The organism is Pantoea sp. SIMBA_079, from assembly GCF_046940275.1.
Classification (GTDB): Bacteria; Pseudomonadota; Gammaproteobacteria; order Enterobacterales; family Enterobacteriaceae; genus Pantoea; species Pantoea borealis.
In genome coordinates this window covers 152,460-166,075 of record NZ_JAWRYR010000003.1, presented here as the reverse complement: position 1 = coordinate 166,075, position 13,616 = coordinate 152,460, and the positions used below count along the sequence as shown (strand labels likewise).

Annotated in this window: 12 protein-coding genes; 10 read left to right on the top strand and 2 right to left on the bottom strand. The window is 55.5% G+C overall.

Annotated features, from left to right (window positions below):
* Positions 1-28 precede the first annotated feature (28 nt).
* Positions 29-538, bottom strand: a complete 510-nt coding sequence (gene ftnA, locus SB719_RS06535) for a non-heme ferritin (protein WP_412159053.1) — start codon at positions 536-538, stop codon at positions 29-31.
* A 429-nt stretch (positions 539-967) separates the two neighbouring features.
* Here ftnA and prfC point away from each other — a divergent pair, with 429 nt between their 5' ends.
* The 10 genes from prfC to mrdA all read left to right on the top strand — a co-directional run bounded on the left by prfC (position 968) and on the right by mrdA (position 12,237).
* Complete coding sequence (prfC, locus tag SB719_RS06530) at positions 968-2,557, top strand: peptide chain release factor 3 (protein WP_065648195.1); 1,590 nt, start codon at positions 968-970, stop codon at positions 2,555-2,557.
* 258 nt (positions 2,558-2,815) lie between these two features.
* Positions 2,816-3,403, top strand: coding sequence for a molecular chaperone OsmY (gene osmY, locus SB719_RS06525; RefSeq protein WP_065648196.1), 588 nt, complete (start codon positions 2,816-2,818; stop codon positions 3,401-3,403).
* 96 nt (positions 3,404-3,499) lie between these two features.
* Entirely contained in the window at positions 3,500-3,661 is a 162-nt protein-coding gene (locus SB719_RS06520) for a DUF1328 domain-containing protein (protein WP_065648197.1), read from the top strand.
* A gap of 171 nt (positions 3,662-3,832) precedes the next feature.
* Complete coding sequence (locus SB719_RS06515) at positions 3,833-4,885, top strand: patatin family protein (RefSeq protein WP_412159052.1); 1,053 nt, start codon at positions 3,833-3,835, stop codon at positions 4,883-4,885.
* The gene (locus SB719_RS06510) at positions 4,882-5,658 is read left to right on the top strand and encodes a TatD family hydrolase (protein ID WP_065648199.1); all 777 of its coding nucleotides are present in this window, start codon (positions 4,882-4,884) and stop codon (positions 5,656-5,658) included. The genes SB719_RS06515 and SB719_RS06510 overlap by 4 nt, the downstream gene beginning before the upstream one ends.
* Positions 5,659-5,904: 246 nt before the next feature.
* Complete coding sequence (deoC, locus tag SB719_RS06505; RefSeq protein ID WP_304235334.1) at positions 5,905-6,684, top strand: deoxyribose-phosphate aldolase; 780 nt, start codon at positions 5,905-5,907, stop codon at positions 6,682-6,684.
* A 137-nt stretch (positions 6,685-6,821) separates the two neighbouring features.
* Positions 6,822-8,144, top strand: a complete 1,323-nt coding sequence (deoA, locus tag SB719_RS06500) for a thymidine phosphorylase (protein ID WP_304235332.1) — start codon at positions 6,822-6,824, stop codon at positions 8,142-8,144.
* 95 nt (positions 8,145-8,239) lie between these two features.
* The gene (deoB, locus tag SB719_RS06495; RefSeq protein WP_412159051.1) at positions 8,240-9,463 is read left to right on the top strand and encodes a phosphopentomutase; all 1,224 of its coding nucleotides are present in this window, start codon (positions 8,240-8,242) and stop codon (positions 9,461-9,463) included.
* Positions 9,464-9,498: 35 nt separating this feature from the next.
* Complete coding sequence (gene deoD / locus SB719_RS06490) at positions 9,499-10,212, top strand: purine-nucleoside phosphorylase (RefSeq protein ID WP_412159050.1); 714 nt, start codon at positions 9,499-9,501, stop codon at positions 10,210-10,212.
* A gap of 150 nt (positions 10,213-10,362) precedes the next feature.
* A complete protein-coding gene (gene mrdA / locus SB719_RS06485; RefSeq protein ID WP_412159049.1) occupies positions 10,363-12,237 on the top strand; it encodes a penicillin-binding protein 2 in 1,875 nt (624 codons plus the stop codon).
* A 3-nt stretch (positions 12,238-12,240) separates the two neighbouring features.
* Here the strand turns inward: mrdA and SB719_RS06480 are convergent, their stop codons facing one another.
* Complete coding sequence (locus tag SB719_RS06480; protein ID WP_304235323.1) at positions 12,241-13,557, bottom strand: methyl-accepting chemotaxis protein; 1,317 nt, start codon at positions 13,555-13,557, stop codon at positions 12,241-12,243.
* Positions 13,558-13,616: the final 59 nt, after the last annotated feature.

The following is a 13,616-nucleotide window of genomic DNA, read 5'->3' as shown; positions in this document are numbered from 1 at the left end:
CGCTGCTGCTTGCTGTATGTCATCTTTTTTATGACTGACCGTGACCTTCGACGTTCATGCGGCCCAGATCTTTGTCCACCAGGAACAGACCTTCACCTTTATTACCCACCAGCGCCAGCTTATCCAGTACGGTTTTAAACAATTTCTCTTCTTCATGCTGCTCAGCAACATACCACTGCAGGAAATTAAACGTGGAGTAGTCCTGCGATGTCAGCGCGGTGTGCACCAGTTCGTTGATTTTCTTTGTGATCAGCTGCTCATGCTTCAGCGCTTCGCTCAGCACATCGCTCAGTGAATTCCAGCTGATGGCCGGTGCCGCTATGCTTCCCAGCACCGGCATTGAACCCGCGTCGCTGACGTAATCGAACAGGCGCTGCATATGCTCTATCTCTTCACGCGAATGCATTTTCAGGAAAGAGGCGGCCCCTTCGAATCCTTTATCGCTGCACCAGGCACTCATCTGCAGATAGAGGTTGGCAGAAAAGAATTCCAGATTGAGCTGGTCGTTCAGGCGAGAGGTCATTTCAGCAGTTAGCATCGCTGCGTCCTTATTAAGCAGTCAGAAAAATTACGGTGAATTATGCAGCAATGTCAGCTTTTTTGTGAAGGGTTTTTTGCACTAAATTTTAATTTATGCCATTGAATATAAATGGAATTATTCAACATGCTGAATGCGACGGATTCGCATTGTGAACTGATTGCCATTCGCCCCGGAACCTCCGGGCACAGCCGGGGCCGCACGGGGGCCTGCCCGGTACAGTCGTGATTTCCCCGCCTGCTGAAATATTGTATGCTATGCCGCCTCAACGCTGACCGGATAACCGGAGCACCGCCAGCGCAGCCGCGAACAGGCTGCTGTGCAGTGACGCCGCGGCGTTGCCACTGGCACTGTTACCCACCGGACAGGTTCCGGAACGATTTATCTGCCGCGCGTTACAGACGCGCCGCCCTGAAGAAGAACGCACTCATGTCTAATGCTCCCTTTTTAGAAGAAGTGGCGCGCCGCCGTACCTTTGCGATCATCTCGCATCCGGACGCCGGTAAAACCACAATCACCGAAAAAGTCCTGCTGTTCGGACAGGCTATCCAGACCGCCGGTACCGTTAAAGGTCGCGGCTCCAGCCAGCATGCTAAATCAGACTGGATGGAAATGGAGAAGCAGCGTGGTATTTCAATCACCACCTCGGTCATGCAGTTTCCCTATCGTGAAAGCCTGGTCAACCTGCTGGATACGCCGGGACATGAAGACTTCTCGGAAGATACCTATCGCACGCTGACGGCGGTTGACTGCTGTCTGATGGTTATCGATGCGGCGAAAGGGGTCGAGGATCGTACCCGTAAGCTGATGGAAGTGACCCGCCTGCGCGATACGCCTATCATCACCTTTATGAACAAGCTGGACCGCGACATCCGCGATCCGATGGAGCTGCTGGATGAGGTCGAAAGCGAGCTGAAGATCGCCTGCGCGCCCATCACCTGGCCAATCGGCTGCGGCAAGCTGTTTAAAGGGGTTTACCACCTTTATAAAGATGAAACCTATCTCTATCAGAGCGGTAAAGGCCATACCATTCAGGACGTGCGCATTGTAAAAGGACTGGCTAATCCCGATCTCGATGCGGCGGTAGGCGAAGAGCTGGCACAGCAGCTGCGTGATGAGCTGGAGCTGGTGCAGGGCGCCTCACACGAATTTGAGCAGTCGCTGTTTCTGAACGGCGAACTGACGCCGGTGTTCTTCGGGACTGCGCTGGGTAACTTTGGGGTCGATCACATGCTGGATGGCCTGGTCTCCTGGGCGCCTGCGCCGATGCCGCGCAAAACGGACTCCCGCATCGTGGAAGCCCGCGAAGAGAAGTTCAGTGGTTTTGTCTTCAAGATTCAGGCGAATATGGATCCCAAACACCGCGACCGCGTGGCGTTCATGCGTGTGGTATCGGGCCGTTATGAAAAGGGCATGAAACTGCGGCAGGTGCGTACCGGGAAAGATGTGGTGATTTCTGATGCGCTGACCTTTATGGCCGGCGATCGCTCGCATGTTGAAGAGGCGTTCCCCGGCGATATCATTGGTCTGCATAACCACGGTACTATTCAGATCGGTGACACCTTTACTCAGGGTGAGACGATGAAGTTCACCGGCATTCCGAACTTTGCGCCAGAGCTGTTCCGCCGCATCCGCCTGCGCGATCCGCTCAAGCAGAAGCAGCTGCTGAAAGGCCTGGTTCAGCTCTCTGAAGAGGGCGCGGTGCAGGTGTTCCGCCCGGTTCACAACAACGATCTGATTGTAGGTGCCGTCGGCGTGCTGCAGTTTGACGTGGTGGTAGCCCGCCTCAAGAGCGAATATAACGTTGAAGCTATCTATGAAGCGATCAACGTTTCCACCGCCCGCTGGGTCGAGTGCAGCGACGCGAAGAAGTTTGATGACTTCCAGCGTAAAAATGAAGTTAACCTGGCGCTGGATGGGGGAGATAACCTCACCTATATTGCGCCCACGATGGTTAACCTGAATATTACACAGGAACGCTATCCTGATGTGATATTCCGTAAAACCCGCGAACACTGATTCCCCTCTTATTATCAGGACCAGTCATTACTGGTCCTGTTTTTTTGGTTACAGACTCCTCTTAATTACGCTGCAATCCTGACTTTCTGGCGAGATATCAACCACAAAAGCCAGCAAAAGCTGTAATCCCTACTATGATTGTTCTGTCGGACGAAAAAACAGGCCTGCGAGTCTGGTTACGTCCATCTAAGCAACGGCGCCGTTAGCTGTTGTGCATTCGCGCTTGCGGGTGAATTAACTGATAGAAGGATCATATCGATGAATAAGACTAAGATTGCCAAGACCCTGATTGCTGCACTGGCCGGTACGGCGCTGTTAAGCGGTGCAGCATTCGCTGCTGATACCAGCTCGACGGGTTCCAAAATCGATAGTTCTATGAAAAAAGTCGATGGTTTTATGGATGACAGCGGCATTACAGCTAAAGCCAAAGCGGCACTGGTTGATGATGACGCAATTAAAAGCACGGATATCTCCGTCAAAACGCAGCAGGGTGTGGTGACATTAAGCGGTTTTGTTGCCTCGCAGGATCAGGCTGAAAAGGCTGTCGCCCTGGTGCAGAAAGTTGAAGGAGTGAAATCCGTCAGTGACAAACTACACGTCAGAGACAATAAAGAAGGCTCGCTGAAAGGTTATGCCGGTGATGCCGCCACAACCAGCGAAATTAAAGCTAAGCTGTTAGCAGACGACATCGTTCCATCGCGCAATGTGAAGGTGGAAACCACCGATGGCGTGGTTCAGCTGTCAGGAGAAGTGGCGAATCAGGCACAGTCTGAGCGTGCTGAGAAGATCGCAAAAGCCATTGAAGGCGTGAAAAGCGTGAAGAATGACCTCAAGGTGAAATCTTAACGCAGACGGAACGGCATCATTCCGATGCTGTTCCGTATTACAACAGTGAAGTGAAGAATAAGCAGTTCGATTTCTACTATGGTAAAGGAGAGGCTTATGTTTCGTTGGGGTATTATCTTTCTGGTCATTGCACTGATCGCGGCAGCTTTAGGATTCGGCGGTCTGGCAGGCACGGCAGCATGGGCAGCTAAAATTGTCTTTATTGTCGGTATTATTCTGTTCCTGGTTAGCCTGTTTACCGGGCGCAAAAAACTCTGACCAGACACATCAATTGCAGTAACCCGCTAGTGATGTAAAGCGGAGGCCAGTCATTGATGGCAGGGTCTGCCGTCGCAACTGCCCGTGCAGTGGGTCAGGGAATGACAATGACTGGTTCTCCGGGATGCCGCTCTGGCCTCCCTCAGAGCAGCAACGACTGAGGGCACATCATTGGGTATACGCATTCCGGTGTCACTGGGTTCATTCGAACCGCTGGCGCTTCAGCCTTTTAAATCCCGTAAAATTGCACTCGTATGCGAAGGTGGCGGCCAGCGCGGTGTGTTTACCGCAGGCGTACTGGACGAATTTCAGCGGGCAGGCTTCAATCCCTTTCATCTGCTGCTGGGCACGTCAGCTGGCGCACAGAACCTCTCTGCCTTTGTCTGCGCCCAGCCGGGCTATGCACGGCGTGTTATTACGCGTTATACCACCAGCAAACAGTTTTTTGATCCGCTGCGCTTTGTGCGTGGTGGCCATCTGATCGATCTCGACTGGCTCATCGATATCACCCGCAGTGAATTTCCGCTGGCACTCAGCAGCGCGCAGAAACTGTTTGCTGGCGGCAGCGAATTTTATATGTGTGCCTGCCGCAGTGACGATTACCAGGCGCACTATTTCAGCCCGGACGACCTGACCTGGCATGACATTATTAAAGCGTCCAGCGCTATCCCGGGCTTTTATCGCAGCGGCGTGCTGATGGATGGCGTCAGCTATCTGGATGGCGGCATCAGCGATGCGATTCCGGTGCGCGAAGCCGCGCGGCGCGGCGCGGATACCGTTGTGGTGATCCGGACAACGCCTTCACAGATGTTCTACACGCCGAAATGGTTTCAGCGGATGGAGCGCTGGCTGGGTGACAGTGCGCTGCAGCCGATGATCAACATCCTGCATCATCATGAAGCGAGCTATCGCGAGATCCAGCAGTTCATTGAACAGCCGCCGGGTAACCTGCGTGTTGTGGAAATTTGCCCACCGCGCCCGCTGGCCAGCATGGCGCTCGGCAGCCGCGTTGCCGCGCTGAATCAGGATTATCATCTTGGCCGGCGCAGCGGACGCTACTTTCTGGCTACGCTGGGGCAGTGGTTGAGTGATGCAGAGCCGGCACGCCGATCGCTGCCGATCGCGCCGCCCGCCGCGGCTGCAAACGCGCCGGACGCGCGGCCGTTACACACGCCGCCGCTGGCAGGGAATGATGCTGCATGGGATGAAGGATCGCTGGCATGAAATTTATCGACACGCACTGCCACTTTGATTTCCCGCCGTTTACTGACGATCCGGCTGCAAGCATTGCGCAGGCCGCCGCAGCCGGCGTGGAGCGCATTATTGTGCCCTCCACAGACGCAAGCCGTTTCGCACGCGTGATGCAGCTGGCAAAAAATTATCCGGCGCTTTATGCGGCGCTGGGGCTGCATCCGATCAATATAGTCCGTCATCATGACGATCATCTGGATCTGCTCGCTGAGTATCTGCAACAGGCAGACAAAGACTGTATAGCGATCGGTGAGATCGGGCTGGATCTCTATATGAGCGATCCCGATTTTGCAAAGCAGACGCGACTGCTGAACGCGCAGTTCACGCTGGCAAAACGCTTTGATCTGCCGGTGATCCTGCACTCGCGTCGTACTCACGATCAACTGGCGATGCTGCTGCGGCGACACAACCTGCCGCGGCGTGGCGTTGTGCATGGCTTCGCCGGCAGCCAGCAGCAGGCAGAGCGCTTTATTCAGCTCGGTTATGCCATTGGCGTGGGAGGCACCATTACCTATGAGCGCGCCAGTAAAACCCGCCATACCATTGCCAGCCTGCCGCTGGCGTCACTGCTGCTGGAGACTGACGCCCCCGATATGCCACTGCAGGGTTTTCAGGGTCAGCCTAACCGGCCAGAGCGGGCGCGTAATGTGTTTGAAGTCTTGTGCACACTGCGTCCTGAACCGGCTGATGTGATTGCCGATGCGCTGTGGCAGAACAGCCTGCGTATTTTTGCGTTTTCTTCCTGATCAGCCCTCTGTTGTTTATCAGGTGATACCATTCAGCGCTCTATTTTGTGATAATAATTACATCTGCATTGTGCGTCGTTTCGCCTTTTCTAAGCCTAAAAAAGCGACTTATGACGACATTTTCATGTAATGAGTGAATGATATCTCTTTTTTATGTGATCTGATTCGCAATGACAGTTCAGCAAAATTGTTAAAATAATCACATTACCCGGCAGCTTGCTGCTGGCCTGACCTCCGGAGCCTGTTATGACCGACCTTAATGCTGCTGCGCAGCGCGCGCTGCAACTGATGGATCTTACTACCCTGAATGACGATGACACTGATGAAAAAGTCATTGCGCTGTGTCATCAGGCAAAATCACCTGCGGGCAATACTGCGGCTATCTGTATCTATCCACGCTTTATTCCAATCGCGCGTAAAACGCTGCGCGAGCAGGGCACGCCTGAGGTGCGTATTGCGACCGTGACCAACTTCCCGCACGGTAATGCAGACGTTGAGATCGCACTGGCGGAAACGCGCGCGGCGATTGCTTACGGTGCTGATGAAGTGGATGTGGTGTTTCCCTATCGCACCCTTATGGCAGGCGATCGCGATACCGGCTTTACGCTGGTGAAAGCGTGCAAAGAAGCATGTGCGGCAGCGGGCGTACTGCTGAAAGTTATTATTGAGACCGGCGAGCTGAAAGAAGAGGCGCTGATCCGTGCGGCATCAGAAATTGCGATTGATGCCGGGGCTGATTTTATTAAAACCTCAACCGGTAAAGTGCCGGTGAATGCCACGCCGGACGTTGCCGCTATCATGCTGCAGGTTATTCGCGATAAAGGCGTGCAGCAGCAGGTTGGGTTTAAACCGGCCGGCGGTGTACGTACTGCAGAAGATGCCGCTCTTTACCTGAAGCTGGCCGACGATACCCTCGGTGAAGGCTGGGCGGATGCCCGTCACTTCCGCTTCGGCGCCTCCAGCCTGCTGGCAAATCTGCTCAACACGCTGGGCCACGCCACCAGCGGCAGCAAAGCGGGTTACTGATAGCGCCCGGGTTAAATCCCGTCGCGGCATCCGGCCAGGGGCGCATGAATGCGCCCCCTACGGGGTACGGAATCCAATATTTCCGTAGGGGCCGCATTTATGCGCCGCGTACATACCACCAATCACGGGAGGCAATCTTGTTCCTGCCACAGGAAATCATTCGTAAAAAACGTGACGGACAGCCGCTGAGCGAGGCGGAGATCCGCTTTTTCATCAATGGTGTGCGCGACGAAACCGTTTCGGAAGGACAAATCGCTGCGCTGGCGATGACCATCTATTTTAATGATATGAACCTGCAGGAACGCGTTGCGCTTACCATGGCGATGCGCGACTCAGGATCGGTCCTGAACTGGCAGTCACTGCAGCTCAACGGCCCGGTAGTGGATAAACACTCAACCGGTGGTGTAGGCGATGTGACCTCTCTGATGCTGGGCCCAATGGTCGCCGCCTGCGGTGGATATGTGCCGATGATCTCCGGACGCGGCCTCGGCCATACCGGCGGCACGCTGGATAAGCTTGAGGCCATTCCGGGCTTTGATATCTATCCCAGCGACGATCGTTTCCGCGACATAATCAAACAGGTGGGTGTGGCAATTATCGGCCAGACCCGCTCGCTGGCACCCGCGGACAAACGCTTTTACGCCACGCGCGATATTACCGCCACGGTTGACTCCATACCGCTGATTACCGCTTCAATCCTCGCGAAAAAACTCGCAGAAGGGCTGGATGCGCTGGTGATGGATGTCAAAGTAGGCTCGGGCGCCTTTATGCCCACCTTTGCCGCGTCGGAACAACTGGCGCAGGCGATTGTGCGGGTAGCGAACGGCGCGGGATGCAAAACCACTGCGCTGCTTACTGATATGAATCAGGTTCTGGCATCCACCGCCGGTAACGCGCTGGAGGTGCGCGAGGCCGTGCAGTTCCTGACCGGCGAGGCGCGTAATCCGCGTCTGTATGAGGTCACTATGGCGCTTTGCGCCGACATGCTGATTTCCGGCCAGCTGGCAGCGAATGACACGGAAGCGCGGCAGAAACTGCAGCAGGTGCTGGATAACGGTAAAGCTGCCGAGGTATTCGCACGCATGGTGGCGGCCCAGAACGGGCCGGCAGATTTTGTCGAGCGTATGGATCACTACCTGCCGGCACCGGCTTTCAGCAGACCGCTCTATGCAGAAAAAGCAGGGATAGTCAGCGCCATGGATACGCGGGCGCTGGGCATGGCGGTGGTGGCGCTGGGCGGCGGGCGGCGGCAGGCCAGTGATGCAATCGACTACAGCGTAGGTCTGAGCAATATGATCGCACTGGGCAGCCGTGCGGATACGCAGCGGCCGCTGGCAGTGATCCATGCCGCCTCGGAAGCGCAGTGGCAGGAAGCCGCGCAGGCGGTCAGAACCGCCATCGTATTGAGCGACCAGGCGCCTGAAACCACGCCCGTGGTGTATCGCCGCATCAGTGAATAGTGGCGTTACTGCGTGCCAGACAGCAGCCATTCAGGTATACTGATCTGATCGCTTTTTTTTGACTTGTCATCGCGCCTGGCGCGCAGGAGACTTGCATGAAACGTGCTTTTATTATGGTTCTCGACTCCTTCGGCATCGGTTCCAGTAAAGATGCTGATAAATTTGGTGATGCCGGATCGGATACGCTGGGTCACATCGCTGAAGCCTGTTTTGAAGGTCGCGCAAATGAAGGGCGGGAAGGCCCGTTACATCTGCCAAACATGACCGCGCTCGGTCTTGGCAAAGCGGCAGAGCTCTCGACCGGCCGCTTTCCGCTAGGGCTGGATCCAAATGCTGAAATTATCGGCGCTTACGCTTACGCCAGCGAACTCTCTTCCGGGAAAGATACCCCTTCCGGCCACTGGGAAATTGCCGGTGTACCGGTCCTGTTCGACTGGGGCTACTTTAGCGATAAAGAGAACAGCTTTCCGCAGGCGCTGCTGGATAAGCTGGTAGAGCGCGCCGGTCTGCCGGGCTATCTCGGTAACTGCCACTCTTCCGGTACAGTGATCCTCGATCAGCTGGGTGAAGAGCATATGAAAACCGGAAAACCGATTTTCTATACTTCAGCAGACTCAGTGTTCCAGATTGCCTGCCACGAAGAGACGTTCGGTCTTGAGCGGCTGTATGAACTGTGTGAAATTGCCCGTGAAGAGCTGACGGAAGGCGGCTACAACATTGGTCGCGTGATTGCCCGTCCGTTTGTGGGTGATAAAGCGGGCAGCTTTGAGCGCACCGGCAACCGTCACGATCTGGCCGTTGAGCCGCCATCACCGACCATGCTGAAAAAGCTGGTTGATGAGAAGGGCGGGGAAGTGATCTCGGTAGGCAAAATTGCCGATATCTACGCCCATCAGGGTATCACGCAGAAAGTGAAAGCCACCGGGCTCGACGCGCTGTTTGACGCCACGATTGAGCAGATGAAAAAGGCGCCTGACACCTCTATCGTCTTTACCAACTTTGTTGATTTCGACTCAACCTGGGGTCATCGCCGCGATATCGCAGGCTATGCCGGCGGACTGGAACTGTTTGACCGCCGTCTGCCAGAGCTGATGGCGCTAGTGCAGGAGGGCGACATCCTGATTCTGACCGCTGACCACGGCTGCGATCCCAGCTGGGAAGGCACCGAGCATACGCGTGAGCATATCCCCATCCTGATTTACGGTCCGGGCGTTAAGCCGGGGTCGCTGGGCTATCGCGACACCTTTGCTGATATCGGCCAGACCATTGCCGCGTACTTTGGCCTCTCCAGCATGGACTATGGCAAAAGCATGCTGTAAAACAGCGCACAATTTTTTGAAAAGGAATAAGAACCATGGCAACGCCACATATTAATGCAGAAATGGGTGATTTCGCGGACGTCGTACTGATGCCTGGCGACCCGCTGCGTGCAAAGCACATCGCTGAGACCTTCCTGGACGATGTTGTGGAAGTTAACAATGTACGCGGTATGCTTGGTTTCACCGGCACCTATAAAGGCCGTAAGATTTCGGTAATGGGCCACGGTATGGGGATCCCATCCTGCTCAATCTATACCAAAGAGCTGATTACCGATTTCGGCGTGAAGAAAATCATCCGTGTCGGCTCCTGCGGCGCGGTCCGCTCTGATGTGAAACTGCGTGATGTGGTAATTGGTCTGGGTGCCTGCACCGACTCCAAAGTAAACCGTATGCGTTTTAAAGATCACGATTTTGCAGCGATTGCTGACTTTGACATGGTACGTAATGCCGTTGACGCAGCAAAAGCGCTGGGCGTTGACGCACGTGTCGGCAACATCTTCTCTGCGGATCTGTTCTACACGCCCGATCCGCAGATGTTTGATGTCATGGAGAAGTACGGCATCCTCGGCGTTGAGATGGAAGCCGCAGGGATCTACGGCGTGGCGGCAGAGTTTGGTGCGAAAGCGCTGACCATCTGCACCGTCTCTGACCATATCCGCACGCACGAACAGACCAGTGCGGCAGAGCGTCAGACCACCTTCAACGACATGATCAAAATTGCACTGGAATCGGTGCTGCTGGGCGACTAAATTCGCCTGTGTCCGGGTGCGCCTAAAGGCGCGCCCGGCCCTCCCGCCGTAAACATCTGACACACTTTTACCCAGGCTTGTGCATCTTCAGGCTGGCTCTGACGCTCACGCTGTTTATCATTAGCGCGATAATAAAGAGATCCTATCCTGATGAATTTTCGTAATTTCGAAGCTGAAGAAAAACTGTTTGCCCGGCGGGCGCTGGTGGCCTTTGCGCTGGTGGTCACCTGCTTTATCGTTCTGGGCATCAATCTCTATCGTCTGCAGGTCCGTCAGCACCGCTACTATCAGACGCGATCCAACGAAAACGACATCAAAATGATCCCTGTCGCCCCCACGCGCGGGCTGATTTACGATCGCAACGGCATCTCGCTGGTACGCAATGTCACCTGGTATGACGTACTGGTCACGCCTTATAAAGTCAGCGATATGGCGGCAACCCTCCGCGCCCTGACGCCGCTGCTTGATCTGACACCCGATGACATTGATGCCTTCCGGCATGCGCTGCAGCACAGCAGCCGCTATAAGCCGGTCGAGCTGAAAGCAGAGCTTACCGATCGTCAGGTGGCGCGCTTTGCCGTGAACCAGTTTCGCTTTACCGGCGTCAGCGTGGCCACTTATCAGGATCGTGAATACCCCTATGGCGCCGACCTGGCGCACGTGGTGGGCTACGTCTCCAAAATCAACGACGGTGACTACAGGCGGCTGAATGAGGCGGGCACGGGCGAGAACTACGCCGCTGACCATAACATCGGCAAGCAGGGTATTGAAGGCTACTATGAATCTTTGCTGCACGGCAAAACCGGCTACCAGGAAGTTGAAGTCGACAACCATGGCCGCATCGTGCGCGTGCTGAAAGAGGTCCCGCCGGTGGCAGGTAAAAATATTTACCTGACCCTCGATCTGCATCTGCAGCAGTATGTTGAGCAGCAGCTGGCTGGCCAGCGCGCGGCGGTACTGATTGAAGATCCGCACGACGGCAGCGTGCTGGCGATGGTCTCCAGTCCCAGCTACGATCCCAACCCGTTTGTAAAAGGTATCAGCTATAAAGCCTACAAAGCGCTGCTGCAGAATAAAGATTTGCCGCTTATCAACCGCGTTACCCAGGGTCTCTATCCGCCCGCTTCCACGGTAAAGCCTTATATGGCGATCTCTGCGCTGATGACCCACACCATTACGCCCGCGACCACCTTTTTTGGTGCGCCCACCTGGACCCTGCCCGGCACGCACCGTACCTGGCGCGACTGGAAAAAATCGGGCCACGGTATGCTGGACGTGACCAAAGCGATTGAGGAGTCGGCAGACACCTTTTTCTATCAGGTGGCCTTTATGATGGGTATCGACCGCATTCACACCATGCTGAGCCAGTTTGGCTATGGCAAGTCAACCGGTATCGATCTCAACGAAGAGTACGCCGGTTTGCTGCCCGACCGCGCCTGGAAACAGAAGGTGCATAAACGAGCGTGGTATCAGGGCGATACGGTGTCGGTCGGGATCGGGCAGGGCTACTGGATCGCCACCCCGATTCAGATGGTCAAGGCGATGGTGGCGCTGATCAATAACGGCAAAGTGATCGCGCCGCATCTGCTGGCAAAAGCGCAGCGTGGCCACTGGCAGCAGCGTTATCAGCCCGTCAGGCCGCAGCCGCAGATTGGCGAGGCGACCTCACCCTACTGGGGGCTGGTGCGCCGGGCGATGTTTGGTATGGCTAACGCCCCTAACGGCACCGGTTATAAATATTTCCATACTGCGCCATACGGCATTGCGGCCAAGTCCGGGACGTCACAGGTGTTCAGCCTGAAGCAGAACCAGACCTATAATGCGAAAACGATCCCGATCCGGCTGCGCGATCATATTTTTTATACCGCCTTTGCGCCGTTCAGCGATCCTAAAGTGGCGATTGCGCTGATTCTGGAAAACGGCGGCAATGAGAACGTGACCGCCGCGCCGGTAATGCGCAATATTCTCGATCATATCTTCCTGCCGCCGGCGTCAGCCACGCCGCTGCAGACAGCAGGCCAGTAGCGGCTACTCCTCTTTCAGCGTCGCGGTGACGTGGCCGATCGCGCGGACCACCTCACCAGAGCTGTCGCGGATCTCCGCCATCATGTCGCCCGCCTCCTGAGCAAGCTGCACGCCCTGATCGGCACGCTTCAGATTAGATGCGATGCCCTGCAGCGCTTTCTCCGCCAGCAGATGGTTGTCGCGTACCCGGTTTTCGATTTCGGTGGTGGCGCGATTGATATTTTCCGCCAGCGCACGGACCTCATTCGCCACCACGGCAAAGCTGCGTCCATGCTGTCCGGCACGCGCCGCCTCAACCGCCGCGTTCAGCGCCAGCAGGTTGGTCTGTTCGGCAATACGGCGAATACTCTCCACAATTGCGCCAATGCGATCGGAGGAGTCGCTGAGGTTATTAATATCCCCGGAGATATCATGCAGTTCACCTGCCAGCGCATTGATGGTCTGCACGCTGTTCTCCAGTACCGTAGCGCCCAGCCGGGTGCTTTCGCTGGTCTGCAGTGCCGTCTGGTACGCCTGCTGTGCGGCGTCGCGCTCCTGCTGACTCTTCTCCACCTGCGAGGTCACATCGGTGGCGAATTTGACGATTTTATAGAGCGTGCCCGTTTCATTAAAAACCGGATTGTAAGTAGCACGCAGCCAGACGGTGCGGCCCTGTTTATCCACGCGCTGAAACTGTCCGGAAATGTATTCGCCCTGATTAAGCTTCTGCCAGAAGCGACGATAGGTGTTACTTTGCTGCATTTCCGGGGGACAGAACTGACTGTGGTGCCGGCCAAGGATCTCCTGCTCCCGGTAGCCCATGGTTTTAAGAAAATTATCATTTGCCATCAGCACTTCGCCCTGCAGATTAAAGGCGATGACTGCCATTGAGCGATCGATAGCCGCCGTCATGGCCCGCTGCTCCTGCGTATCCAGAATATGTGCCGTAATGTCACTCGCCAGCTTGACGATTTTTATCACCCGGCCGCTGCGGTCCTGCACCGGCACATAATTGGCTTCCAGCCAGACCGGACGGCTGTGTTTAGCCACGCGCAGAAATTTATCGCTGAACCCCTCGCCGCGGTTGAGCCGCTGCCAGAAATCGCGGTACTGGGGCGAATGCACCATGTCAGGTGTACAGAACAGTGCGTGATGCTGACCGGCAATCTCCGGCAGGGTATAGCCCATACGCTCCAGAAACAGATCGTTGGCGGTAATGATTTTGCCATCCGGCGTAAACTCAATTATGGCAATCACATCCTGCAATGAACTGAGCGTTGCGCGGCTGCGCTTTTGCCACGCAAGGCGTGACATAATACCTGATGCAATAGTGCTGAACATGGCGGACCTTTTTATGTTTATTGGATGTCAGCACGGTTATCGGCACCCGGCCGCAAAAA